A 24,755-nucleotide genomic window follows, 5' to 3' on the forward strand; every position below is an offset into this window, starting at 1 on the left:
CAATTATACTAAATACGAAACAAACTCCCGTTTATTGTCTGTCAAAAGGAATATTTGTTTGTTAACAAGAAAATAGATGTTGAAAAATTTTAATGGTAACTGATCGACTGCAATTACAGCGTCAATTAACCGCTCTTTTGTTGATTGCACTATCCGGATTTGATAGTGATTAGCTGTGTTTTTTTCATAGAAAGCCCAAATAAAATAGTCATCCAATGCACTGATCCAAATTTCGCCATCGGCGGTGAAATCTGTCAAAAATTGGGGAATTTGACCATTGTAAATTACTGGGTAGACTATTTGGCTGTCAAAAGGTTTAAATGATTCCTCTTTTTTGTTTTCAATGGACATTGTTTTTAAATCTAAAAACAACTGCATTCCTTGTTCGATCATTTTGGGACGAAGCAGTATTCCTCCATTGACCATTTCAACAAAAAGATAATTAAACCAGGTTTCTTGCTGATTTGGCTGATAACAGTCAATGATCTGTACACCTGCATCAATGGGTGAATTACTGGAGATCTTTTTTAAAATAAGCTTCTGACATTGAATTCCTGCAAGCACCCACTCTTTGCTTATTGCCTGGAAGTCTTGAAGTACATCGTTTCCTTCGAAAGTAATGACATTGAAATAGGGGCGTGTGTCTGCTGGATTCCTGGTCTCCACAGCAATCAACCTACTTTCAGCATCGATTTCGATCCGCCAGATGGGATAGGTAAATACGGCATTGAATGCTTTTGAGATTGTCTGATTCGTCATGTGATTTTCAACCAAGAGGACAAATTTACTAAAAGCTTTTAAATTATGGTTGTCGGGATTGTAATAAATAAAAAACGTCCAGATTAGCTGGACGTTTTTTTCTGAGATGAATCTCTTAAAATTTAGAACCGATTGTCAACACGACATTCGTCCGTTGATTTTTTATATCCGCAACCGGGCTGGCAGCATTCCAATAGTTTTCGTCAATGACATAAGGGCTTTCCTTGTAATTGATGGCATTGTAAGCTCCTGTCAAATCAATATACATACCACGGCCAAGTTTCGCACCTATACCCAACGAAGCAGTATAGTTGGTGTAATCCACATCTTTATAAGGATTGCCGCTATAATTAAAACCAGCTCTACCACTAAACACGTTATCAAATAAAACCTCACCACCAATGCGCGCATTGAAGGCGCCTTGATACGTGTTTTTAATGTTTTGGTTCATTTCCTGTTCCAAAGCTTTATTATATGCGCCGGGATCTTTAAAACGCATCGCCGCATAATCTACCCATTCTACATCTGCGGTAATTAATCCTCTGGAGAATACCTGACTGGCACCTAAGGAGAGCTTGTATGGGGTATTCATATTGTACTCGAGGTAGCTATGCCCTGCATCATCGCTGGTACGGTATTCTTTAAAGGACTTATCTTCATTCGTTTTAAAATAACGGAATTCGGAATTGCTATAAGACTCGTCTCGGATGCTCATGAATGTCGGAGACTTCGCTGTAAAGCCCATACTAAAGGTCGGTGTGAATTTATAGATTACACCTAACTTGAAATCCACCCCTGTACCATCCGTTACTTGTGCATAGTCATCATACAGCTCATAATCATTGCCCAGCATCTCACGTTTGTTTGCATATGCTGCTTCTGGTTTTAGAAAGTCAGAACCTGGATTACGTTTTGCCAAATCTGCGGCTTCCATAGTCCTGCCATACTCGGTAAACCAGCTCGAATTGTCATAACTAAAGGCCGTAAATCCTAAAGCAGCTCCCAAGTATAATTTGTTGCTATAGTTGGCACCAAAAGATAATACAGATTCTGATTTGCTTCCTTTCTCAAGGATAGAGTTCACTTGGCTAAAGCCATCCTTTCCATTGAAATTATCAAAGTCAGTAATAGGGAAATAGCTTCCCTTATTGTCTGTTTCTTCATCAAACAGCAGCGAATTATTATAAACTTCCTGTCCCCAGCCTTTCATCCCGCCGGGTGAAGATAGGCGGTCAGAATAGGCATCAGTAATTGAACTCGTATTATTGACACCTCTATACTCTAAGAGGTTGTTATAGACATAATTTCGGTTGTAGGCTATACCAACATTGAAATTCAGCCAGCCTCGCTCCAGGTTTCCGCCATTTCGGTAAGTAGGTAAATGAAAGACGATGCCGGCATTATCCAGGTTGAAATTATTTTTGCTGCTATTCGAATTTTGGCCGAAATAATCTGTTTTATTTTTATTGTTAAGGTATCTGCCTGTTACGGAGACATCGGATTGATTGAAGTAACCTAAGCCTGCCGGGTTTCCGGTAATTGAGCTAATATCACCACCTAATGCGGTAGATGCGTTTCCCATTGCTTTGAAGCGAGCAGTACCGCCATTGTCCCCTTGGGAAAACAAAAGTACATCTTTCGTATATTGTGCTTGGGCAGTTCCCGCTGCACCTAGTAAAAATGCAGTTCCAAAAAGTAATTTTTTGATCGTCATAAGCTAAAATATCGTCTGTAATAAGCAGTAGCACACAGGATTATGTATGCTACTGTAATTTGTTTTTTTATCACTAGCGTGTACGTCCACCGCTGGATCTTGAGCTTCCGCCGCCGCCAGAGAAGCCGCCGCTGGATCTTGAACTTCCACCTCCGGAGAAGCCACCACTTGAGCGTGATGAACCGCTATCATAACTTCTTGTTGGCGGAGTATAGGATGGTCTAGAAGTTGATCCCGGATTGCTTGAGCGCGTTTCCATCGAACGGCTCATTGGACGGGAAACTTCACCTGAGCTTGTCCGTGTTCTGGAAGTACCACTGGAACTCCGCATGCTTGGGTATGTTCCATTTGTTCTGTCTGAGCTCCGTGTTCTGCCACCATCGGGATATCCGCTTCTTGTAGAGATACCATTTGAAGTTCTCGTTCTGCCGCCTGTTCTATCATAAGAGGAACCACGTGAGATAGAACCGTCAGAATTCCTTGTCCTACCGCCGCTAGTCCGGCCATTGGAAACGGCCGTAATACGTCCCCTGGAATCCCGGGCAACACCGGTACGATCATAAGTTCCTGAAGTTCTGGTACGGGAAGATGAAGTACGGACATTGTAATTGTCTCTATAGGATGATCGCGAAGAAGCATAACGTGGTCTTGAGTTACCCCAATAGCCACCGCCCCAATAACCATTGCCATACCAGCCAGAACCCCAGTATCCGCCGCCATACCAGCCACCCCAAGGGTAATAACCACCATACCAAGGAGATCCCCAGCCCCAGCCAGAACCCCAGCCCCAGCCTAAACCGATAGACCATGAAGAACCCCAGCCGGATCCCCAGCCCCAACCTAAACCGAAGGAAGGGCCATATCCATACATCCCACCGAATCCATAACCATACCATGGATCGAAGAATGGATCAAAGTAGGTCATTCCCGGAGAGGCATAATAGAATCTGTTTATCCGATTTGCATATTCAAGATCTTCATAAGAATCGTTGTTGTAATCCTGATCTGAATATTCGTCGTCGTAGTAACCGTCTTGAGTCTGTCCTCCTTGTTGAACCTGATCCGCATCTGTGTAATAGTAATCTGGACTTTGATAGACTTTTTGTCTAGCCTGTCCATTATTGCCATAGACATCGTCGCCATAGATTTGCCTACTTGTACCGCAGGAACCTAACATAAATGCTCCTGTCATGGCAAGTGCTCCGATAAATAATCTATTTTTTTTCATAATATCCTAAATCGTTATTTTCGATTATACAGCCTTATTTACTATCTTAGACGCAAATTTCTCGACGGGGTTTAATCGAAGTAATCAAAAATACAAATATTTTTTATTGAACGCTTTTTGTATTGGAAATACAGACGAGATTTAACGTAATAATGTTACAATAATTTATCAATTTCATATGAGTAAAGGAATAACAAGTCGTGCAGAAGATTATTCGCAATGGTACAATGAACTTGTGATCAAAGCTGATCTGGCTGAAAATTCAGCTGTACGAGGCTGTATGGTGATCAAACCATACGGATATGCTATCTGGGAAAGAATGCAAGCAATCTTAGACAAAAGATTTAAAGAAACAGGCCATAGCAACGCTTACTTCCCTTTATTCATTCCCAAGTCTTTTTTTTCTAAAGAAGCTGCCCATGTGGAAGGTTTTGCCACTGAATGTGCGGTGGTCACTCACTATAGATTAAAAAACGATGGTACAGGTAAGATTGTGGTTGATGAGGATGCAAAGCTGGAAGAAGAGCTGATTGTACGTCCGACCTCTGAAACGATTATATGGAATACCTACCGCGGCTGGATCGAATCGTATCGGGATCTGCCAATTTTGGTTAACCAATGGGCAAACGTGGTTCGTTGGGAAATGCGTACGCGTCTTTTCTTGCGTACAGCTGAGTTTTTATGGCAAGAAGGGCATACTGCGCACGCAACCAGCGAAGAGGCTATTGCCGAAACAGAACGTATGCTCGATGTCTATGCAGAATTTGCGGAAAATATTCTGGCTGTACCGGTTGTACGTGGCCGCAAAACCGAAAATGAACGCTTTGCCGGTGCCTTAGATACCTATTGTATCGAAGCGCTTATGCAAGATGGCAAGGCGTTGCAAGCCGGTACATCACATTTTCTTGGACAAAACTTTGCGAAAGCTTTTGACGTGAAGTTTACGTCTAAAGAAGGAAAGCTGGAGCATGTCTGGGCGACCTCTTGGGGGGTTTCTACCCGTTTGATGGGCGCTTTGATTATGGCGCACTCGGATGACCAAGGATTGGTATTGCCTCCAAAATTGGCACCAATTCAGGTTGTTATTGTTCCGATTTTTAAAACTGATGAAGAAAAGGCACAGATTGACGCATTCGTGAACCGGTTAACAGATGAGTTGAAGGTAAAAGATATCTCGGTGAAATACGATGATCGCGATACGCAGCGTCCGGGCTTTAAATTTGCAGAATGGGAATTGAAAGGTGTGCCTGTGCGTGTTGCTGTTGGTGCAAGAGATATGCAAAATGGAACCGTGGAACTGGCACGTCGTGATACCCAAACAAAAGAAACGGTGGCGCAGGAAGGATTGGCTGGAAATATTGAACAGCTCTTGCATGCAATACAGGAAAATATTTACCAAAAAGCATTGGATTTTAGAACGTCCCATTTTACTGAAGTAAATTCTTACGATGAGTTTAAAGAAGTGCTGGAAGGTAAAGGTGGATTTATTTCTTGTCATTGGGATGGAACCACAGAAACAGAAAAACGTGTGAAAGAGGAAACAAAGGCAACAATCCGTTGTATTCCTTTGGACGCCAAAGAGGAGGAAGGTGTTTGTATCTTTACGGGCAAACCTTCTAGCAGACGCGTTTTATTTGCAAAAGCTTATTAATCTTTTGATCTTATGCGGATACTCATTTTAGGATGCGGATGGCTGGCAGAATCGTTTGCCATGGATATGAAACATCAGGGACATGAGGTCTGGGCAAGTACCACACAATATGAAAAATACCATCGGCTTAAAACTGATGGTATTTTTTCGTTTATTGCTGACTTTGATAAAAGTAGTGTGGTGCCTGATGTGCTTATCCCGGGCCAGTTCGACTTCGTATTAAATAGTATTCCTGCCAGCCAAAAAAATAGTCTTTCTGGTCTAGAAAAGCGTTTTTCGAATATCTCAAGATTTCTTGAAAATATCCAATGTACCAAACAGTTGTTTCTGAGTTCTATTGGAATTTATCCGGATAAAGATGCAGTTTACCATGAATTGAATGCTGATGGAATCGAGTTTTCCGAAAAACTCCTTTTAGCGGAGCAATTGATGTTGCAGCTACCGCAGACCTATATATATCGCCTTGGTGGGTTATTTGGTAAAAATCGAATTTTCGCCAAGTATTTTGCGAATCGTGTCTGTACCACAGGCGAACAGTTTGCGAATTTTGTTCATAGCGATGATGCCGTGCGTTTAATTACTTTAGCCACTGTAAAAGATTTCAGTCACCGCATTTACAATGTAGTTGCACCAATACACCCTAAAAAAAAGGAGGTTATATTGGCTTCTGTACAAAAATATGGCTTCGATTTGCCCATAAAATTTGAAAAAGGGGATTCTTTTCAGAAAGTAGTCAGTGGAAGCCTGCTGCAAAAGGAATTGGATTATCATTACATCCGGCCCGATCCGCTAGACTTTTAAGTGTATTGAAACGGCAAACACTTATCTTTTTCGAATAAACTTAAATTTGCACAATGGGTGTAAATAATTAAATAATTTCATTATTTTAACGTCAGTTCTGCTAGAGAAATTCGTATAGAATAGTTATCCACTAAAATTTGGATAGTGATGTGGAGTATATTTTAGGTATACAGCACTATTCGTATGAGTAAATCACTAGTGAATTTAATATTTTAGCGCATATAAAGAGCCATGACAAACGTAGAACGACATCAATATATTTTAAAGCAATTAAAAGAAGTGGGTATAGTCCAGGTAATTGATCTCTGTGAGGAACTGGGGGTATCTTCTGTTACCATACGAAAGGATCTGACACTATTGGAGGAGAGCGGTCTACTTTTTCGCACCCATGGTGGAGCGACACAATATAATCCGTATACAACGGACCGAACGGTATTTGAAAAAGAGAAACTTCGATCCGATGATAAAAGCAGAATAGGGAAGAAGGCTGCTGAGATGATCGAAGAGAATGATTCGATTATTATTGCCTCCGGTACAACCATGCAATCGTTGGCCAGACAGATTGTACCTAAGGGGAATATCACCGTGGTAACTTCAGCGTTGAATGTAGCCATGGAATTGATTAAATACCCGTCGGTTGAAATTATGCAGATGGGGGGCACTTTGCGAAAAACGTCTACTTCCGTCACTGGAAAATATGCTGAGAATCTATTGCATGATTTTTACTGTAGTAAATTGTTTTTAGGGGTGGACGGGATAGATCTGGAATATGGTGTGTCGACTTCCAGTGCACAGGAAGCCCAATTGAATCGTATCATGATAGATACTGCCCAGAAGGTTGTTGTCCTTGCTGATTCCTCTAAATTTGGAAGACGTAGTTTTGGGCGGATCTGTGGATTTGATAAAATTGATGTATTGATTACGGATGATAAAGTGAGCGCCGGATTTGTTGAGTCGCTGGAAAAATCTGGTGTTCACGTTGTTGTTGTATAGCTTGCTTTCCGGTGGCGGTGGATTGGAGCAATAGGGTCTATAGGCCTATAAACAGAAAGGCTTACTGACATCGTCAGTAAGCCTTTCTGTTTATGGGTAATTTATCGTTAACCGAGTGCGGGTTCTTGCTGACTCAGGCAGTGAAAACTTCCCAGTCCCCAGATAATGTCCACTGAATTGATCCCAATAACTTTTCGTGATGGAAAACAACCCTGGATGATATCCAATGCTTTCTGATCATTAGCATCATCAAAAATAGGTACGATGACGACATCATTTGCGATATAGAAATTAGCGTATGATGCCGGAAGCCTGGTGTCCTCATAGATTACCGGTGCAGGCATTGGAAGCTCGACAATATGAAGTGACTCTCCATTTAATAATTTGAAAGAACGGAGCGTTTCCAGATTCTCCTGTAGGATCGCATAGTTTTCATCTTCGGGATTTTCTTCGACAACGGTTAAAACTGTATTTTCATTTACAAAACGGGTAATGTCGTCAATATGGCCATCTGTGTCGTCACCAATGATTCCGTCGCCCAACCACAGCACCTGCTCTTGCCCATAGAATTCTTTGAGATATGTCTCAATTTGCTCTTTTGTAAAATTAGGGTTTCGGTTTTCATTGAGTAAACATGCTGTTGTTGTCATAACAGTTCCGGCGCCATTGAATTCGACAGAACCACCCTCCATGACGATATTAGGTGTAAATAGAGGAAGGTCAAACTCTTTGGCTATACGCGTAGGGACAACATCATCGAGATCGAAGGGCGGATATTTGCCTCCCCAGGCATTGTATCCCCAGTCAACAACCGCTTTTGCGCCCGAATTTTGATTGATAAGGAAAGCAGGACCATGATCTCTACACCAAGCGTCGTTGGTTGGATTGAAATAGAATTCAATATTGCTAAAATCTGCTGTTATTTTTTTTAGTTCTGCGATCGCAAAAGCCTTCATTTCTTCGTTCGCGACATTGATTCTGACTTTCTGTCCAGACGCAACAGCTTTAATGAATTCGCAATAAGGTTTGTATATGGTTTCAATTTTCCCAGGCCAAGATTCCTCTTTATGCGGCCAGCTCAACCACAACGCTTCTTGTTTTGCCCATTCAGGGGGAAATGAAAAACCTTGTTTTTTTGGAGAATTATTAAAATACGCCTGTGTGAAAGTGCTTTCTTGTTCCATGCTTTAAAATGTAAAAAGCCATTTTAATTCGTTCTTCCGTATGAATCACAAAATTAAAATGGCCAATATGATTTGCTATTAGTCTTCGTCAATAAAACGTTTGGTGATCGGAGAATAGGTTTCTATTCTGCGGTCACGTAGAAAAGGCCAATGTTTTCTAAAATAATCAGATTCACTTAGATCCAGTTCGACGACTTCAATTTCTTCTTTGTCATGGGAGGCGAGGTATAATATCTTACCCTGTCCATTTGTCACAAAGCTACCGCCCCAGAATTTCATGGCGCCATCCTGTTCAAATCCAACCCTGTTGACGGATACCACAGGTACGCCATTTGCTACAGCATGGGAACGTTGGATGGTTTGCCATGCGTTGTATTGATCCTTGTTGGTTTCTTCATCCTGATCTGTCGCCCAGCCGATTGCCGTTGGGTAGAAAAGAATTTCTGCACCCATTAATGCGGTGATCCTGGATGCTTCGGGATACCATTGGTCCCAACAGATCAATATGCCGATTTTGCCAAATCTTGTTTTGAATACTTTATAACCCAGGTCGCCCGGCGTAAAATAGAATTTCTCGTAAAATGCCGGATCATCAGGGATATGCATTTTACGGTATTTGCCTAAATAGGATCCGTCAGCGTCCAACACGGCCGTCGTATTATGATAAAGGCCTTCAGCTCTTTTTTCAAATAATGAGGCGATAATAACGACTCCTGCTTCTTTCGCAACAGCGGATAGGGCGTCTGTAGACGGGCCCGGGATAGATTCAGCTAGGGCGAAATTGTCATAATCTTCGACATCGCAGAAATATAAAGAAGTAAAGAGTTCTTGCAGACACACAATTTGCGCACCTTTTGCAGCGGCTTCTTTTACTTTAGCGATTGCTTTTTCGAGATTCTCTTGTTTGTTTGCGGTACAGCTCATCTGTACAACTCCAACTTTTACTTTGCTCATTCCTTAATGCTTATTTAATTCAGGCACAAAGATACTATTCTTAATTTAGATTTGATTGTTGGGAAAAACAAAAAAGAGCTCTTAAAGCTCTTTTCGTAATCTTGCGACGGGTATGTTTAATGCTTCCCGATATTTTGCCACGGTTCGGCGCGCGATATTGTAACCCTTCTCTTTAAGAATTTCGGTTAATTTCTCATCGGCCAATGGTTTGCGCTTGTTCTCTTTGGCAATGCACTCTTCCAGTATTTTTTTGACCTCTTTATTCGAAACTTCCTCACCGGAATCAGTTTGGATTGCCTCGGAGAAAAATGATTTTAACAGGAATGTTCCAAATTCAGTTTGTACATATTTTGAATTTGCCACACGGGAAACGGTCGAGATATCCATGTCGATTTTATCGGCGATATCCTTTAATATCATCGGTTTCAATTTGCGGTCATCACCGCTAAGAAAATAATCGTATTGATATTCCATGATGGCATTCATGGTTTTGAGCAAGGTTTGTTGACGCTGTTTGATTGCATCAATGAACCATTTGGCCGAATCAAGTTTTTGTTTGACAAACTGTACCGCTTCCTTCATTTTTTTGTCCTTTTGATCGGATTTTTCATAATGCTCAAACATGTGCTGATAGTCACGGCTTATGCGGAGTTCGGGCGCATTACGTCCATTCAGGGTCAGATGAAGGATGCCATCGTTGTTGCTGATATGAAAATCGGGAATGATATGAAGCTGTTTGCCTGCCACTGCTCCTGAATCACCCGGTTTGGGGTTAAGCTTTAGGATTTCATTCACCACATTTTTCAAGTCTTCAGATGAAACTCCCAGAGATTTTTCGAGCTTATCATAATGTTTTTTTGTGAATTCATCCAAATAATTGGCAACGACTTTAATTGCCAGTTTTATTGTAGGGTTGTTAATGTCTTTTTTTTGCAGTTGAATCAAAAGACATTCCTGGAGATCTCTGGCACCAATCCCTGCAGGTTCAAAATCCTGGATTACTTTTAGCATATCCAATACCTCATGCTCTTCGGTCATGACATTTTGACCAAAAGCCAGGTCATCTACTAAATTTATGATCGGACGTCGCAGGTAACCATCGTCGTCCAGACTTCCGATAATTTGTTGGCCGATTAAAAAATGCTTATCGTCCAAAGCCAGAAGGTCTAGCTGTTGTTGCAGTTGTTCGTAGAAAGAGTGCTGGATGGCAACTGGCATTTCTTTTCTGTCTTCGTCATCATCACCGTAATCATACCCATTTCCATAATCTTTGTAATCGTCCTCTTGTATATAGTCCTCCAAACTGAAATCATCTGAATCGAAACCTTCTTCGTTATCAAAATTGTCATCCGGATCTTTATCCGGATATTCTTCGATTGGATCGGTCATATTAGTCAAGCTACCATCTTCTAATGCAGGATTTTCTTCTAATTCTTCTTTTATTCTGGCATCTAATGAAACTGTTGGTACCTGCAACAATTTAATAAATTGAATTTGTTGTGGCGACAGTTTTTGTAATAGCTTTTGTTGTAATGTCTGTTTTAACATGCTAATAGTTGACTAGTTTACATCTAAATTTAAGCAAATATCATTATTATTTTAAAATAAAATAGATAATATATTAAAAGTAGGTATAATATTTGCGGAACGCGTTAGCTAACTTATTGATCTCAACAAAGTCCTTCTTCAATTTTTTTTACATTTTAATTCGCGATAGTGAGCAAAACAAGGTCAGGGAAATGTGTTTTTACCTATTGACCGTGTTCGAATAAATGCTTATTTTTTATTGTTAAAAAATGTAAATAGTTAATTAGGGAGATGTATTTAGTTGTATATTTAGCCCCTGAAACACGTATAGGCGCATATTGAGCAGGGGTAAAACCTTTTGCTGATTCAATATGTTGAATATAAGATAAATTTCCATTTATGTTTAGACGTATAAAGAATCGGATTCTTCGTTATCTCGTTATTGCAATATATTTCGTTATTGTGTTGGTTTGTGCCATACAACTTAATTTTTTGTGGCTGTTTGGCTATTCCCCCACAAAAAAAGATATCATTATGCCCAGCCTCAATATTTCGACTGAATTGTATACCGCTGATAGCGTATTGATCGGTCGGTATTTTGATGAAGATAGGAACCCGGTTCCTTTTGATAGCATTCCTAAAACGGTGATTAATGCGCTTATCGCGACTGAGGATGTGCGTTTTTATCAGCATAATGGCGTTGATTTTTTAGGTTTGGGGTCGGGTATTATCTCTACGTTAAAAGGAGATAAGCGCGGTGCAAGTACGATTACACAGCAGTTAGCCAAGAATCTTTACCGCACGCGTTACAACAAAGCCGGAGGGCTGTTGACCCGTTTGCCTGTTGCCGGACTGGTCATTACCAAATTTAAGGAGTGGATGACGGCTTATAAGTTAGAGCAACGGTATAGTAAAAACCAGATATTGGAAATGTATCTGAATACTGTTTCTTTTAGTAATAATGCCTATGGTATAGAAACCGCTGCAAAACGTTATTTTTCAAAAGGAGCCAATCAGCTGAATCAAAATGAGGCAGCGGTGTTGATCGGTATGCTGAAGGGAACAACTTTGTATAATCCGATCAGAAATCCTGAGAAGGCATTTGATCGAAAAAATACCGTGTTGAGTCAAATGCATAAGAGTGGCTTTCTGACGAAAGCAGCTTATGATGCTTTAGTTAAAGAGAAGATTGTCTTGAATGCCAATAATAAGGATGTGAATGCTGGTGGGGATTCTTATCTGCGTACCGCTGTGGCTAAATGGTTGGAGAAATGGTCGGAGGAAAATAATTACGATATCTATACGGATGGTTTAAAAATATATACAACGATCAATTCAAAACTTCAGAAACATGCTGAGGAAGCTGTGGCGAAACAGATGGCTGAGTTACAGCAGCGCTTAAATAATACCTGGGATGGTCAGGAGCCTTGGCGTGATCTTTCTGGAAAAGTAATTCCGAACTTTTTGGAGAATTTGGCAAAGAAGACCCCTTATTATGCATTCCTCAGTAAGAAATATGCCAATAGCCCGGACAGTATTAATTACTTCCTGAATAAAAAGAAAAAAATGGAAGTCTATAACTGGAAGGATAATGGTAAGATTGAAAAAGAGATGTCCACGATGGATTCCTTAAAATATTACGCTATGATGTTGAATGCCGGGATGATGTCAATGGATCCATATTCGGGTGAAATTAAGGCTTGGGTAGGCGGTATAGATCATCAATATTTTAAATATGATCACGTGATGCAGGCGAAACGACAAGCCGGTTCGACGTTTAAACCTTTTGTTTATCTGGCTGCCCTGGAGTCCGGGATGTCACCTTGTGATAAGATTACCGATAAGCCTGTTACCATAAAGATTGACAAGGGGGATTCTATAGAAGTGTGGGAACCGAAAAATGCAGATTGGAATTTTTCATATCGTGAAATGTCGTTGCGTCATGCGATGGCCCGATCTATTAACTCGGTTACTGTTCAGCTGACCGATATGGTTACTCCGGCGAAAGTTGTTGATGCGGCGCAGCGTTGCGGCATTACGAGCAGGCTCAATCCGGTAGCATCTGTTGGGCTAGGGCCGAATGATGTGTCGGTCTTTGAAATGGTTAACGGTTACTCGACGATGATGAATCATGGCGAGCGTGTCACACCGCTACTGGTTTCTAAAATTGAAGACCATGACGGAAATGTTATCGCTACCTTTCAGGCAGAACGCAAACAGGTTGTCGATAAGCAAGATGCCTGGTTGATGACTTATATGTTGCGTGGCGGGATGGAAGAACCCAGAGGTACATCGCAGGGATTGTGGGAGTGGGACCTTTTTGATAAAGAGAATCAAATTGGCGGTAAGACCGGGACATCTTCCGAATATGTTGACGGCTGGTATATGGGCGTGACGAAGGATCTGGTTACCGGAATCTGGGTTGGATGTGATGAAAGAAGCATACACTTCAAGAATTCGCATACCGGAGAAGGTTCCCGAACAGCTTTACCTATATTTGGTGTATTTTTGGAATCCGTCTATAAAGATAAGCGATTGGGGTATACACAGGGGAAATTTCCTGAACCTACGGTCGAAATCACAAAGTCGTATAAATGTGAGACACCGCGTTATAGTGATCCGGAGCCTGAACAAAGTGATTCAACAAGTGTTGATGAGCAGACGGATGAAGGATTTATTGGGCCGGAAGAGGAATCGACAGAAGGATCCGCTGAGCGCAATCACAACGAAGGAGGTGTTGGCGAAAATACGGGTATATCGGAGAATCCTTAATTCATGTAAAATTAGTTAATGGTTATCCTGTTCTGGATCTATGATAAATAGCTGCCTACTAAAAATTAGGTGGCTTTTTTTATTGTATTTTATCAGGCGGCGTAATTACTGTTTCTCTTGGCGTAAGACTGCTGTTGCTGTGGGAAGAGGTTGTTCCAGTTCGGGTTATTCTTGCGAATAATTCGTTCGATTTGTAGGTGTGTGAAATTTTGCAACTCGTTCATTCTCTTTTTTGCGCATGCCAGTTTCGAAAAAGCTTCGGAATAGATGATTCTGTTTAAATTGGCCCCCTGTTGAAAGGTGAAACTATTCGCTTGCTGAAGCTCTACTACAGTGCTGAGTATATTGGAAGTAAAGTCGATTTCAAAGTATCTTCTGTTGTTGTCAGTTAATATATATACAATAAAATTGCTCATAATGCTAAATTATTTGGATGTTTAAATTTTATTTACTAATTTTATTGGCACAATATTACTAATAAATTTAGTTTTTGCAAAATATTTTTTGAAAAAATAATATGTCAAATATTTCATCCAACTTGAAATTCCTTCGAAAAGGAAAGAAAATTACGCAGCAGCAATTTGCTGATATCATGGAGATTAAAAGAGCTTCTGTCGGCGCTTATGAAGAAGATAGGGCAGAGCCTAAATATGAATTGCTAAAAAAAATTGCCGAGTTTTATGGGCTAACCATGGATGAATTGGCAAATGATGTGATTGATGATAAGTGGAAGCCGGTGCCTAAAAGCAATGCTTCTAATCTCAGGGTATTGAGTGTAACTGTTGATGGTAGTGATCGTGAAAACATTGAGCTTGTGCCGGTTAAGGCGAGCGCGGGCTATTTAAATGGCTATGGCGATCCTGAGTATGTGGCTGAGCTTCCGAAGTTTTCGCTTCCGATGTTCGGGCAGGGGACTTTTCGGGCATTTGAGATTAAAGGAGATTCGATGTTGCCTTTGCCATCGGGATCCATTATTGTCGCTGAATATGTCGAAAATTGGCATGATATAAAGCCCGGTCATACCTATGTGGTCGTATCGCGCGAGGAGGGGGTAGTTTACAAGCGTATCGCTTTTAAATTTAAGGAGGACAAAGGCTTAAAGCTTGTTTCTGATAATAAAACATATGAACCATACTGGGTGGAGACTTCTGATATTCTTGAAGTTTGGAAAGCGAAGGCTTTTATTAGCACACAACTGCCGGAGCCAACACCTGAACCGACGATGGAAACATTGACCAGTATGATGGCGCAGATGCAAAAAACAATTAATGCAGTTGTTGACAATTCGAAATAATAGAAAAAATAATTTCGCAGTTGTTTGGGGATTTGTTTTTTATTTTATAAAATACTATATTTGCATATCTGAAAGGAAGGGGGCTCGTATTGCCCCCTTTTTTTAATACAATTAATTTAGCATTCTAGGCAGTAGAACAATGCAAGATGTAGAAAAAAGAGTCATTGAACTCATAGAAGAAAAAATAGCAGATCGCGAGGATTTGTTTATTGTTAGTGTAAAGATGCGCCCAAATAAGATTTTGGAAATTCTCCTGGATGGGGACAACGGGGTTAATATTGATGACTGTGCACAGGTGAGCCGTCATGTTGGTTTTCATTTAGAGGAAGAAAATGTCATCGATAATGCTTATCGTCTGGAGGTTTCGTCTCCGGGCATAGATTCTAATTTTGTCAATAACCGGCAGTACCAAAAAAATATAGGCCGTACCGTGCAGATTAAACTGGACGATAACACTAAAATTGAAGGAACTTTATTGGCTGTTGACGAGACAAAGGTCAGCATTCTTCAAAAAGTAAAAGAAAAAGGTAAAAAAGCGCAAGAGGTGGAAAAAGAACTTCCTTTTGATCAAATAAAAGCAACAAAAGTGGTAATTTCATTTTAAAAATAATGAGTAACAGCAACATCAATCTGATAGACTCTTTTCAGGAGTTTAAAGAGTTTAAGAATATCGACAGACCTACGGTCATTACAGTATTGGAAGAGGTTTTTCGTAGTATGATCCGTCGTCGTTTCGGTACGGATGAAAATGTGGATGTTATCGTAAATCCAGATAACGGAGATTTGGAGATTTGGAGAACGCGTGTCGTTGTTGAAGATGAATTTTCTGAGGATGATGATCTTGAAATCGAGTTGGCAGAAGCGAGAAAACACGATGAGGATCTGGAAGTAGGCGATGATTTTATCGAGCAGATCACTTTGGAAAGCTTTGGACGCCGTGCTATTTTGGCAGCCCGTCAAACGCTTGTTTCTAAAGTATTGGAACTTGAGAAAGATGAAGTCTTCAAGAAATATAAAGATAGAGAAGGGGAGTTGGTTATTGGTGAGGTTTATCAGATCTGGAAAAAAGAGATCCTGGTATTGGATGAGGATGGTAATGAATTGATCTTACCTAAGTCGGAACAGATCCCTGCTGATTATTTCAAAAAAGGTGATGGTATCCGTGCAGTAGTCCATAAAGTGGATATGATGAACAACAATCCGAAAATCATTATTTCCCGTACGGCACCTGCGTTTCTACAACGTTTATTTGAGCTTGAGGTTCCTGAGATCTTTGATGGTCTGATTACCATCAAGAAAATTGTCCGTGAACCAGGGGAACGTGCTAAAGTGGCTGTAGAGTCTTACGACGATCGTATTGATCCAGTTGGAGCATGTGTGGGTATGAAAGGATCACGTATTCATGGTATCGTTCGCGAATTGCGTAATGAGAACATTGATGTGATTAATTTCACGACAAACCATTCCTTATATATTGCCCGTGCACTGAGCCCTGCCCGGATCAGCTCAATTAAGATCGACGAAGAAAATAAAACTGCTGCTGTATACTTAAAATCGGATCAGGTATCCCTGGCAATCGGACGTGGTGGACACAACATTAAACTGGCTGGTAAGCTGACCGGTTACGAGATCGATGTTTACCGTGAGAATGATGAATTTGATGAGGATGTGGATATCGAGGAATTCAGCGACGAAATTGAGAGCTGGGTTATCGATGAGTTGAAACGCGTTGGTTTAGACTCTGCAAAATCTGTTTTATCACTCAGTGAGGAAGAGCTCGTTAGACGTACCGATTTGGAAGAAGATACCATTCGTGATATCGTACGTATATTGCAGGCTGAATTTGAATAAAATTCAGCTTGTTAATTTTTTTCCATCTAACATTCGGAATAAATTGTTTATGGATGGAAAAAAACATATTTTTGTAATTATATTAAAATAGTTTATATTATAGATGACTGAAGGAAAAGGAACAAACTTGCTTAAAGCAGCAAAGGAACTCAACATCGGGATACATACTGCCGTGGAATGTTTAGTGAAAAAAGGATATGATGTAGAAGCAAAGCCTAACACTAAATTGAGCGGAGAGATGTATGGTGTGCTGTTAAAAGAGTTTCAGGGAGACAAATCACTGAAAGATGAAGCTAAACAAATTGTTATTGGCAAAATTCGTCGTGAGGAGTCGCCGTCCACTTCTCCTAAAGAATCGTCTAGAAATGAGGATTTTGAAGAACATGAGGAACCAAAAGAAATCTTGGTTAAGAATACCGTAGAAATCCCATCTGTCAAAGAAGTCACTCCTGCCAAGCCTGAGGAACCTGTTCATCAAGGTGGTATGAAAGTGGTTGGCAAAATTGATCTTGATGCCCTGAATAGAGGTGGTAACAAGCCTAAAAAAGAGGAGCCTTCCAAGGAAGAACCTAAAGTTACGCATGACACACCTGTAGAGACTAAGGTCGTAGAGAAAGTAGTAGAGCAGAAAGAAGCTGAAGTCAAAGAGCCTGTTATCGAAGCAAAAAAAGAAGAACCAAAGGTTGTTGAGCAAAAAACCGAAGTCGTTGCACCTAAGGTAGAAGCTCCCAAACCTGAAGTAGATAAAACTGAAGTAAAAGCAACTCCGGTTGTAGAGACAAAAACCGAACCTGTGAAGGTAGAAGAAAAGAAAAAAGACGAAACAGCACCTAAAGCTGCTGTACCAGTAACTCCAAAAGTGGAGCCTGTGAAAAAAGAAGGCGATGATATTATTTCTGCACGTGCAGAAAGATTGACTGGTCCAAAAGTAATTGGTAAGATTGAATTACCATCTGCTAGACCTTCCCACAAACCTGTGGCATCCTCTTCAAATGCTGGAAACAACAATGAGAAACGTAAGCGTAAGCGCACGAATCCAAATGGTCCAGTAAATCCGAATGCGGGACAAGGTCAGGGGCACAACAATCAGAACCGTGGTCCTCGCGATGGAAATAACAACCACAATCGTGACCAACAAGGTAACCGAGCTGGAAATCCAGGGAACAACAATAATCCGAACAATCGTCCGGGACAAAACAATCAGCATCCAGGTAGACCGGGGCAGGGTGGGAACAACCAGCACCAAGGTAGACCGGGACAAGGTGGTGCAAGACCACAACATGGTCGTTTTGACAATAGAGGAAAAGGAAGACCTGTTGAAAATAAGGAGGAACCTTCTGAAAAGGAAATCCAAGATCAAATCAAAGCGACACTTGCCCGTTTAAGCGGTGCGGGTAAATCTGGTAAATTTGCACAACGTGCGAAATTAAGACGCCAGAAACGTGATGATGTTGCACAACATGCAGAAGAAGCTGCAATGGAGCAAGAATTGATGGCGAAGGTATTGCGCGTCACTGAATTTGTTACGGCGAATGAGCTGGCAAATTTGATGGACGTTCAGGTCACGCAGATCATTGCTACTTGTATGAGTTTAGGAATGTTTGTGTCAATCAACCAACGTCTGGATGCAGAGACTTTGACTATTGTGGCGGACGAATTTGGCTATCAGGTTGAATTTATTAAACCTGAAGATGAGGAAACTGCGGAACTGGAAGAGCCGGATACTGAGGCGAATCTAGTGCCTAGAGCTCCGATCGTAACGGTAATGGGACACGTTGACCACGGTAAGACATCTTTGTTGGATTATATCCGTAAAGCAAATGTGACTTCAGGTGAGGCCGGTGGTATCACACAGCATATCGGTGCTTATGCGGTGAAGTTAGATGACAATCGTAAGATCACGTTTTTAGATACACCGGGTCACGAAGCCTTTACGGCAATGCGTGCACGTGGTGCAAAAGTAACAGATATCGTTATTATCGTTATTGCGGCGGACGACGCAGTCATGCCACAAACGAAAGAAGCAATCAATCACGCTCAAGCCGCAGGTGTACCGATTGTTTTTGCCTTTACGAAGGTGGATAAACCGGGAGCGAATCCGGACCGTATCCGTGAGCAGCTTTCTGCAATGAATATCCTGGTTGAAGATTGGGGTGGTAAATTCCAAGCGCAAGAGATCTCCGCAAAAACCGGAGAAAATGTTGATCTTCTTTTAGAAAAAGTTCTTTTGGAAGCTGAAATGTTGGATTTGAAAGCTGATCCGAAAAAACGTGCAGTCGGTTCGGTGATCGAAGCAGCCTTGGACAAAGGCCGTGGTATCGTGACTACAGTATTGATCCAAGGTGGTACACTTCGTGTCGGAGATCCGATTTTGGCGGGCTCGCACTCTGGTAAGGTAAAAGCCTTAACCAATGAAAGAGGTGAACGCGTTAAAGAAGCAGGCCCGTCAGTGCCGGTACAGATATTAGGTATGGCCGGAGCGCCTACAGCAGGGGATAAGCTTTATGTTCTTGAAAGTGAATCTGAGGCTAGAACGGTAGCAAACAAACGTCTTCAGTTACAACGTGAACAAGGCATGCGTGCAACGAAACATATTACCTTGGATGAGATCGGTCGTCGTTTGGCTATCGGTAACTTTAAGGAACTTAATATTATCGTAAAAGGTGACGTGGACGGTTCGATTGAAGCATTATCGGATTCATTATTGAAATTGTCAACGGATGAGATCCAGGTAAATATTATCCATAAATCGGTTGGTGCGATCTCCGAATCAGATGTATTATTGGCATCTGCTTCTGATGCGATCATTATCGGTTTCCAAGTACGTCCAACACAAAATGCACGTAAATTGGCGGAGAATGAGCAAATCGACGTTCGTTTATATTCTATCATCTATGATGCGATCGAAGAGATCAAATCTGCGATGGAAGGTATGTTGGCTCCGAAATTTGAAGAGAAAATTGTTGCTGAGGTTGAAATCAGAGAAACATTTAAAATCTCTAAAGTGGGTACCATTGCCGGATGTATGGTTAGAGAAGGTAAAATCAATAGAAATAATGATATCCGCATAATCAGAGACGGTGTCGTTATCCATACAGGTCGATTGGCATCTCTGAAACGTTTTAAAGACGACGTGAAAGAGGTTGCACAAGGCTACGAGTGTGGTTTGAATATTGACCGTTTCAACGACATTCAGGTAGGGGATATTGTGGAAGCCTACGAACAAGTAGAAGTAAAACGTAAATTGTAATACTCCGATTTACGACAGCATAAAAAAAGCGTTGATTTTTGTCAACGCTTTTTTTGTTTCTAACGCTCGTACAGTTCTATCGGAAGCTGATCGGGATCGGTAAAGAAAGTGAACCTTTTTTGTGTCAGTTCGTCAATTCTTACTCCTTCATGCGTAATGCCTGCCTGCTCTAATTTAAGTATTTCCGCGTCCAGGTTATCGACCTCAAAAGCGAGATGCCTTAAACCAGCCGCTTCGGGAAAACTAGGTCTGGCCGGAGGATTGGGGAAGGAAAACAGCTCGATGATGTAGGTATCGTTAAGTTTTAAATCCAGTTTATAGGAATCGCGTTCTACCCGATAATGCTCCTGCCAAATTTCCAGTCCCAGGACTTCGGTATAAAATTTTTTTGACCGCTGATAATCCCTGCATATAATGGCAATATGGTGTATTTTGTTTAAGCTTAATTTCATCTTATTTTGCTCTTTCGTACTGTTTTGGCCAAGGGATATCTACGGATAATTCTTTGGCAAAGTGCAATGGAAGATGCGGGTCATCCAAAAAGCCCCTTGCGATCATAATGAGATCGGCTTGGCCATGAGCGACAATATCGGCGGCTTGAGCCGCTGTTTTAATGAGTCCAACAGTAGCAGTTTTACTTCCGGTTTTTTCTTTGATCGCCTGTGCAAATGGAAGCTGATAGGCAGGGCCAAGATCAATTTTTTGATGGGAAACCGCTCCGCCACTCGATACATCGATGATATCGACTCCCTGCTCGGTCAGAACCTGAGACAAGGCTATGGATTGATCCAGATCCCAGCCATCCGGGGCCCAATCTGTGGCAGAAATACGTACCCATAAGCTTTGCGTCGATATTTCCTGTTTTACCCGTTTGATGATTTCCAGCAGGAAGCGTATTCTATTTTCAAAAGTACCACCAAATCTGTCGGTTCGTATATTGCTCAGGGGGGAGAGAAACTGGTGAATAAGATAGCCATGGGCAGCGTGGAGCTCGATGATTTCGTAACCAGCTTGAATGGCTCTTTTGGTTGCCTGACCGAACTGTTCGATCAGCTGCTCGATTTCAGCTGTTTTAAGCTCCTGAGGGACGTAATCTCCAGAATGGAAAGTCAGTGCAGACGGAGCGACTGTTTGCCATCCTAGCGGATCTGATGGGGCAAATTGACCACGACCAAGCCAAGGTTTGTTGCTGCTGGCTTTACGGCCTGCATGTGCGATTTGAATACCGGGTATAGCGCCATTTGCTCGGATAAAAGCTGTTATCTCTTTTAATTTGTCAATATGCCGGTCATCCCATATCCCGAGGTCTCCGTAACTGATTCGACCTTCGGGTGTCACGGCGGTTGCTTCCTGGATGACTGCCGCAGCACCGCCGATTGCAAATTGGCCAAGATGAACAAGATGCCAGTTGTTTGCAAAGCCTTCTTCAGCTGAATATTGGCACATCGGGGAAACGACTAAACGATTTTTCAGGTTTAAAGGACCGATGTCTATGGCAGAGAATAGTTGACTCATCATGTTTTGTTTATTCGTCTTTTTGTTTCTTATGGATTTGTGGACCATAAAGAGGCTGATTTCAACATTGCTCTTCGTGGTAATTTTAAATTTGCGATAATTAACTCCGCAAAATCTTCCGGTTGCAATACCTTTTCAGGGTCTCCATCCGTGAGGCCAAGATCCTTAGACATATCTGAAGCGATGGTACTCGGCATCAGGGTGCATACCCGGATGTTGTTTTTACGTACTTCACGCATCAAGGAATCAGCAAATCCAATAACGCCAAATTTTGAAGCGCTATAGGCCGATGTGGTAGCCGCGCCATTCAGTCCAGCGGTAGAAGACACCATCACAATGTCGCCTTGATTTTTTTCAATAAGTTGTGGCAGGATAGCCTTTGTAACAAAATAGGTTCCCAGCAGATTAACATTGATAATCGCCGTCCAGTCATTAACGTCCATATCCATCACCGAGGAAAAGGAAGATATACCCGCATTGTTGATTAAAATATCAAAATAGCCAAAGGTATCATTGAGATTTTTAACTTCCTGTTGCACGGCAGTGTTGTCAGCCACGTCAAATACTGCGTAGGTAACCTCGGTCCCTAATTCCGCCAGTTCGGCAACGGTCTGTTTCAATGCAGTTTCGTTTCTGCCTGTAATCGCTACGTGGACCCCTTCTTTAGCCAATGCTATGGCAATGGCCTTGCCCAAACCTTTGGCCCCACCTGTAACTAAAGCCCTTTTTCCTGTTATATTTTCCATACGATAAAAATAAGAATGATCTGCCGGATTACTGTCAGATGAACCTCAAAAGACAGCCTATTTAAGCTTTTTGATGAGGTTTTCGATAATGGGGTAGGTATTGGCCCGCACTTCATCAAATTGGTCCACGTGACGCCATTCTGCTTTTGTAATATCTTCGGCTGTTTGAGGGATCAATTTCGGAACTTTATTAACGCCCATTTCATACCAGTTTGTTGCTTTTAATACAAACTCGCCATTGCGTAAATAGTAAGTATGGTATGATGTGGTAATCTTCTTGCCTAAATAATTTATTTTAATACCACATTCTTCTTCTACTTCACGTACGGCGGCTTCTTTCATCTTTTCATTATCTTCAACCTTGCCTTTGGGGAGATCCCATTTGCCCAAGCGGTAAATAAAAAGATAATCTCCATCACCATTTTTGACCAGTCCGCCAGCTGCTTTGATGATTTTAAGCTTGCTTTTTAAATTTTGAAATACGGTCTCGAAATCCTTGTTGACGTAGAGATAGGTCTTTGGAGCTTTATCAATTTCAGATTGTTTGAAAAGTTTTTGAAGTTCAATGTCTTGAATACTAATTGTTTGCGTGTTTTCGGTTTTCGAAGGAACAAAATCTGCTAAAATTAGCACGGTTTCGTTCATATAAATTTTATAAATTTGCGCCATGAATAATTTAAATGAGGTTGAACAAAAAGTTGCTGAATCCTTATTGCAAATTAAAGCAATAAAATTGCAACCTAAAAGTCCTTTTACTTGGGCGTCGGGTTGGAAGTCTCCAATTTACTGTGATAACCGTATCACTTTATCTCATCCAGCAATACGTACGTATATTCGTCAGAAGCTTTCTAAGCTTATTCAAGAAGAGTTTGGATCAGTAGATATGATTTCTGGAGTTGCTACGGCAGGTATTCCACAGGGAGTGCTGGTAGCGCAGGATTTAGGCCTACCGTTTTCTTATGTTAGAAGCTCAGCGAAAGATCATGGCCGTCAAAATATGATTGAAGGCGAAGTTGTTAGTGGTCAACGCGTCGTTGTGGTTGAAGATTTAATTTCAACAGGTAAAAGTAGCCTGATCGCTGTTAAAGCATTGCGCGAAGCAGGTTGCAATGTTGTTGGATTGGTTTCCATATTTACGTATGGGTTGCAACAGGCGACAGATAATTTTGCAGATGCAAAATGTCCTTATTTCAGTCTATGTAACTACGACGCACTAATTCAGGTCGCAGCCGAAAATAGCTACGTATTGGAAGAGGATGTTGAAATTTTGAAAAAGTGGCGATTGAACCCTGCGGGATGGGGTGAAAACTTTCAATAAAGATCAATAATTTACCGTTATGACTACCATTCAGAATACCACAGAAATCAACAGGAATGTAGGCGAAGTATTTGCTTTTTTGACTGATCTCAATAATCACGAACAGTTAATGCCTGAAAATATTTATAATTGGTCTTCAACAGCAGACGAAGCCCGATTTACCATTCAAAATATGGCGAAATTGGCATTAAAAGTTGAAGAACGGGTAGTCAATCAATTGATTAAGCTCATCCCTTCCGAAAAGGCACCATTTGAGGTTACCTTACGCTGGGAACTGCAGGCCATATCAGATACGGTGACCAAAGCGACTTTTGTGATTGATGCCGATTTAAATATGATGATGAAAATGATCGCTACAGGTCCGCTTCAAAAGCTGATCGATTTTCAGGTAAACAAACTGAAAGCAGTGCTGGGATAGTAAGTCTTGTGACCGATTATAACATAAAAAAAGCTCGATCGTTAGATCGAGCTTTTTTTATGTTATGCTATTCGCTCATTTACTTTTTTCCAGTTGACGACGTTCCACCAATTTTTGATATAGTCGGCTCTTTTGTTTTGATAATGCAGGTAATAAGCATGCTCCCAAACGTCGAGACCCAACACTGGGATACCTTTTACTTCCGCAACATCCATTAATGGATTGTCCTGATTTGGCGTAGACGTTATCTTCAGGTTTCCTGAATCGTCGAGGATCAACCATGCCCATCCCGAACCAAAACGCGTGGTTGCTGCTGCGGCAAATTGCTCTTTGAATTTGTCGATTGAACCGAAGGTCTTGTTGATCATGGTCAACAGTTTTTCCGAAGGTTGGCTTGCTTTGTCGGAGAGGCTTTCCCAAAAGAAATTGTGATTCCAGGCACCACCTGCATTATTTCTGGCTTTCGCGGAATATTTGGATATATTAGCTAAAAGCTGCTCTTCTGAAGTTTCTTTGATGGATTCGGCAACAATGGCCTCGTTGACGGCATTAATATAGGCCATATGGTGCTTTGTATAATGGATTTCCATCGTTAGGGCATCAATATTGGGCTCCAATGCGGCATAACTGAAAGGTAACTTGATTTGGGAAAACTTTAAAGTAGCGGCATTTAATTCAGTTTCTTTCGCGGAAGCAATATCTTGTAATATTGATCCAGATACAGCAATACCCAATGTGGCTTTTGCTGCATTTTGAAGGAAGTTTCTGCGTGTTTGCATA

General features: G+C 41.3%; 22 protein-coding genes. 10 read left to right on the forward strand and 12 right to left on the reverse strand.

Annotation, left to right across the window (positions count from 1 at the left end; translation table 11 throughout):
• Window positions 1–3 precede the first annotated feature (3 nt).
• The 3 genes from G6053_RS09485 to G6053_RS09495 form a co-directional block, all read right to left on the reverse strand.
• Window positions 4–759 carry a hypothetical protein gene (locus G6053_RS09485; RefSeq protein ID WP_165306293.1) on the reverse strand — a complete coding sequence of 252 codons (756 nt, stop codon included), beginning with the start codon at window positions 757–759 and terminating at the stop codon, window positions 4–6.
• 115 nt (window positions 760–874) lie between these two features.
• Window positions 875–2,473, reverse strand: a complete 1,599-nt coding sequence (locus G6053_RS09490) for a hypothetical protein (protein WP_165306294.1) — start codon at window positions 2,471–2,473, stop codon at window positions 875–877.
• Window positions 2,474–2,546: 73 nt separating this feature from the next.
• A complete protein-coding gene (locus tag G6053_RS09495) occupies window positions 2,547–3,701 on the reverse strand; it encodes a hypothetical protein (protein ID WP_165306295.1) in 1,155 nt (384 codons plus the stop codon).
• Between the two features lie 178 nt (window positions 3,702–3,879).
• On the opposite strand from G6053_RS09495, the gene proS reads away from it, so the two are divergent.
• The 3 genes from proS to agaR all read left to right on the forward strand — a co-directional run bounded on the left by proS (window position 3,880) and on the right by agaR (window position 7,146).
• Window positions 3,880–5,352 (forward strand): proline--tRNA ligase, encoded by a 1,473-nt coding sequence (gene proS / locus G6053_RS09500; RefSeq protein WP_108632320.1) that lies wholly within the window; start codon window positions 3,880–3,882, stop codon window positions 5,350–5,352.
• Window positions 5,353–5,364: 12 nt separating this feature from the next.
• Window positions 5,365–6,153 (forward strand): GDP-L-fucose synthase, encoded by a 789-nt coding sequence (locus G6053_RS09505; RefSeq protein ID WP_165306296.1) that lies wholly within the window; start codon window positions 5,365–5,367, stop codon window positions 6,151–6,153.
• Between the two features lie 231 nt (window positions 6,154–6,384).
• Window positions 6,385–7,146: a transcriptional repressor AgaR gene (gene agaR / locus G6053_RS09510; protein ID WP_108632318.1), complete on the forward strand. Its 762-nt coding sequence runs from the start codon at window positions 6,385–6,387 to the stop codon at window positions 7,144–7,146.
• A 107-nt stretch (window positions 7,147–7,253) separates the two neighbouring features.
• Here the strand turns inward: agaR and G6053_RS09515 are convergent, their stop codons facing one another.
• The 3 genes from G6053_RS09515 to rpoN all read right to left on the reverse strand — a co-directional run bounded on the left by G6053_RS09515 (window position 7,254) and on the right by rpoN (window position 10,832).
• Window positions 7,254–8,330 carry an agmatine deiminase family protein gene (locus G6053_RS09515; protein ID WP_165306297.1) on the reverse strand — a complete coding sequence of 359 codons (1,077 nt, stop codon included), beginning with the start codon at window positions 8,328–8,330 and terminating at the stop codon, window positions 7,254–7,256.
• Between the two features lie 78 nt (window positions 8,331–8,408).
• On the reverse strand, window positions 8,409–9,284 hold the full coding sequence (locus G6053_RS09520; protein WP_165306298.1) for a carbon-nitrogen hydrolase: 876 nt from the start codon (window positions 9,282–9,284) through the stop codon (window positions 8,409–8,411).
• 81 nt (window positions 9,285–9,365) lie between these two features.
• The gene (rpoN, locus tag G6053_RS09525) at window positions 9,366–10,832 is read right to left on the reverse strand and encodes an RNA polymerase factor sigma-54 (RefSeq protein ID WP_108632315.1); all 1,467 of its coding nucleotides are present in this window, start codon (window positions 10,830–10,832) and stop codon (window positions 9,366–9,368) included.
• Window positions 10,833–11,210: 378 nt separating this feature from the next.
• Here rpoN and G6053_RS09530 point away from each other — a divergent pair, with 378 nt between their 5' ends.
• Complete coding sequence (locus tag G6053_RS09530; RefSeq protein ID WP_108632314.1) at window positions 11,211–13,583, forward strand: transglycosylase domain-containing protein; 2,373 nt, start codon at window positions 11,211–11,213, stop codon at window positions 13,581–13,583.
• Window positions 13,584–13,675: 92 nt separating this feature from the next.
• Here G6053_RS09530 and G6053_RS09535 read toward each other — a convergent pair whose 3' ends face one another.
• Complete coding sequence (locus G6053_RS09535; protein ID WP_108632313.1) at window positions 13,676–13,999, reverse strand: hypothetical protein; 324 nt, start codon at window positions 13,997–13,999, stop codon at window positions 13,676–13,678.
• Window positions 14,000–14,100: 101 nt separating this feature from the next.
• Here G6053_RS09535 and G6053_RS09540 point away from each other — a divergent pair, with 101 nt between their 5' ends.
• The 4 genes from G6053_RS09540 to infB all read left to right on the forward strand — a co-directional run bounded on the left by G6053_RS09540 (window position 14,101) and on the right by infB (window position 19,978).
• Window positions 14,101–14,877, forward strand: a complete 777-nt coding sequence (locus G6053_RS09540; protein ID WP_108632312.1) for a LexA family transcriptional regulator — start codon at window positions 14,101–14,103, stop codon at window positions 14,875–14,877.
• A gap of 139 nt (window positions 14,878–15,016) precedes the next feature.
• Complete coding sequence (gene rimP / locus G6053_RS09545; RefSeq protein WP_108632311.1) at window positions 15,017–15,481, forward strand: ribosome assembly cofactor RimP; 465 nt, start codon at window positions 15,017–15,019, stop codon at window positions 15,479–15,481.
• A 5-nt stretch (window positions 15,482–15,486) separates the two neighbouring features.
• A complete protein-coding gene (gene nusA / locus G6053_RS09550; protein ID WP_104382659.1) occupies window positions 15,487–16,728 on the forward strand; it encodes a transcription termination factor NusA in 1,242 nt (413 codons plus the stop codon).
• Between the two features lie 103 nt (window positions 16,729–16,831).
• Window positions 16,832–19,978 (forward strand): translation initiation factor IF-2, encoded by a 3,147-nt coding sequence (gene infB / locus G6053_RS09555; protein ID WP_108632310.1) that lies wholly within the window; start codon window positions 16,832–16,834, stop codon window positions 19,976–19,978.
• A 59-nt stretch (window positions 19,979–20,037) separates the two neighbouring features.
• Here the strand turns inward: infB and G6053_RS09560 are convergent, their stop codons facing one another.
• From G6053_RS09560 to G6053_RS09575, 4 genes are read right to left on the reverse strand one after another with little or no spacing between them, the layout of a single operon-like run.
• Window positions 20,038–20,430 carry a VOC family protein gene (locus G6053_RS09560; RefSeq protein WP_108632309.1) on the reverse strand — a complete coding sequence of 131 codons (393 nt, stop codon included), beginning with the start codon at window positions 20,428–20,430 and terminating at the stop codon, window positions 20,038–20,040.
• A gap of 1 nt (window position 20,431) precedes the next feature.
• Window positions 20,432–21,496 (reverse strand): NADH:flavin oxidoreductase/NADH oxidase, encoded by a 1,065-nt coding sequence (locus tag G6053_RS09565; RefSeq protein WP_241254967.1) that lies wholly within the window; start codon window positions 21,494–21,496, stop codon window positions 20,432–20,434.
• 26 nt (window positions 21,497–21,522) lie between these two features.
• Window positions 21,523–22,239 (reverse strand): 3-ketoacyl-ACP reductase, encoded by a 717-nt coding sequence (locus G6053_RS09570; protein ID WP_108632308.1) that lies wholly within the window; start codon window positions 22,237–22,239, stop codon window positions 21,523–21,525.
• A gap of 57 nt (window positions 22,240–22,296) precedes the next feature.
• Window positions 22,297–22,884, reverse strand: coding sequence for an NUDIX domain-containing protein (locus tag G6053_RS09575; RefSeq protein ID WP_241254968.1), 588 nt, complete (start codon window positions 22,882–22,884; stop codon window positions 22,297–22,299).
• Between the two features lie 22 nt (window positions 22,885–22,906).
• Between G6053_RS09575 and pyrE the strand changes: the two genes are divergently transcribed.
• Window positions 22,907–23,557: an orotate phosphoribosyltransferase gene (pyrE, locus tag G6053_RS09580; RefSeq protein ID WP_077435452.1), complete on the forward strand. Its 651-nt coding sequence runs from the start codon at window positions 22,907–22,909 to the stop codon at window positions 23,555–23,557.
• 19 nt (window positions 23,558–23,576) lie between these two features.
• A complete protein-coding gene (locus G6053_RS09585) occupies window positions 23,577–23,975 on the forward strand; it encodes an SRPBCC family protein (RefSeq protein ID WP_108632306.1) in 399 nt (132 codons plus the stop codon).
• A gap of 62 nt (window positions 23,976–24,037) precedes the next feature.
• Here the strand turns inward: G6053_RS09585 and G6053_RS09590 are convergent, their stop codons facing one another.
• Window positions 24,038–24,754: a superoxide dismutase gene (locus G6053_RS09590; RefSeq protein ID WP_165306299.1), complete on the reverse strand. Its 717-nt coding sequence runs from the start codon at window positions 24,752–24,754 to the stop codon at window positions 24,038–24,040.
• Window position 24,755: the final 1 nt, after the last annotated feature.

It is taken from the genome of Sphingobacterium sp. DR205 (assembly GCF_011064245.1).
Lineage (GTDB): Bacteria > Bacteroidota > Bacteroidia > Sphingobacteriales > Sphingobacteriaceae > Sphingobacterium > Sphingobacterium athyrii.

Coding starts and splice junctions, on each gene's coding strand:
- G6053_RS09485 (WP_165306293.1), bottom strand. CDS start 759: ATGACGAATCAGACAATCTCAAAAGCATTCAATGCCGTATTTACCTAT.
- G6053_RS09490 (WP_165306294.1), bottom strand. CDS start 2,473: ATGACGATCAAAAAATTACTTTTTGGAACTGCATTTTTACTAGGTGCA.
- G6053_RS09495 (WP_165306295.1), bottom strand. CDS start 3,701: ATGAAAAAAAATAGATTATTTATCGGAGCACTTGCCATGACAGGAGCA.
- proS (WP_108632320.1), top strand. CDS start 3,880: ATGAGTAAAGGAATAACAAGTCGTGCAGAAGATTATTCGCAATGGTAC.
- G6053_RS09505 (WP_165306296.1), top strand. CDS start 5,365: ATGCGGATACTCATTTTAGGATGCGGATGGCTGGCAGAATCGTTTGCC.
- agaR (WP_108632318.1), top strand. CDS start 6,385: ATGACAAACGTAGAACGACATCAATATATTTTAAAGCAATTAAAAGAA.
- G6053_RS09515 (WP_165306297.1), bottom strand. CDS start 8,330: ATGGAACAAGAAAGCACTTTCACACAGGCGTATTTTAATAATTCTCCA.
- G6053_RS09520 (WP_165306298.1), bottom strand. CDS start 9,284: ATGAGCAAAGTAAAAGTTGGAGTTGTACAGATGAGCTGTACCGCAAAC.
- rpoN (WP_108632315.1), bottom strand. CDS start 10,832: ATGTTAAAACAGACATTACAACAAAAGCTATTACAAAAACTGTCGCCA.
- G6053_RS09530 (WP_108632314.1), top strand. CDS start 11,211: ATGTTTAGACGTATAAAGAATCGGATTCTTCGTTATCTCGTTATTGCA.
- G6053_RS09535 (WP_108632313.1), bottom strand. CDS start 13,999: ATGAGCAATTTTATTGTATATATATTAACTGACAACAACAGAAGATAC.
- G6053_RS09540 (WP_108632312.1), top strand. CDS start 14,101: ATGTCAAATATTTCATCCAACTTGAAATTCCTTCGAAAAGGAAAGAAA.
- rimP (WP_108632311.1), top strand. CDS start 15,017: ATGCAAGATGTAGAAAAAAGAGTCATTGAACTCATAGAAGAAAAAATA.
- nusA (WP_104382659.1), top strand. CDS start 15,487: ATGAGTAACAGCAACATCAATCTGATAGACTCTTTTCAGGAGTTTAAA.
- infB (WP_108632310.1), top strand. CDS start 16,832: ATGACTGAAGGAAAAGGAACAAACTTGCTTAAAGCAGCAAAGGAACTC.
- G6053_RS09560 (WP_108632309.1), bottom strand. CDS start 20,430: ATGAAATTAAGCTTAAACAAAATACACCATATTGCCATTATATGCAGG.
- G6053_RS09565 (WP_241254967.1), bottom strand. CDS start 21,496: ATGATGAGTCAACTATTCTCTGCCATAGACATCGGTCCTTTAAACCTG.
- G6053_RS09570 (WP_108632308.1), bottom strand. CDS start 22,239: ATGGAAAATATAACAGGAAAAAGGGCTTTAGTTACAGGTGGGGCCAAA.
- G6053_RS09575 (WP_241254968.1), bottom strand. CDS start 22,884: ATGAACGAAACCGTGCTAATTTTAGCAGATTTTGTTCCTTCGAAAACC.
- pyrE (WP_077435452.1), top strand. CDS start 22,907: ATGAATAATTTAAATGAGGTTGAACAAAAAGTTGCTGAATCCTTATTG.
- G6053_RS09585 (WP_108632306.1), top strand. CDS start 23,577: ATGACTACCATTCAGAATACCACAGAAATCAACAGGAATGTAGGCGAA.
- G6053_RS09590 (WP_165306299.1), bottom strand. CDS start 24,754: ATGCAAACACGCAGAAACTTCCTTCAAAATGCAGCAAAAGCCACATTG.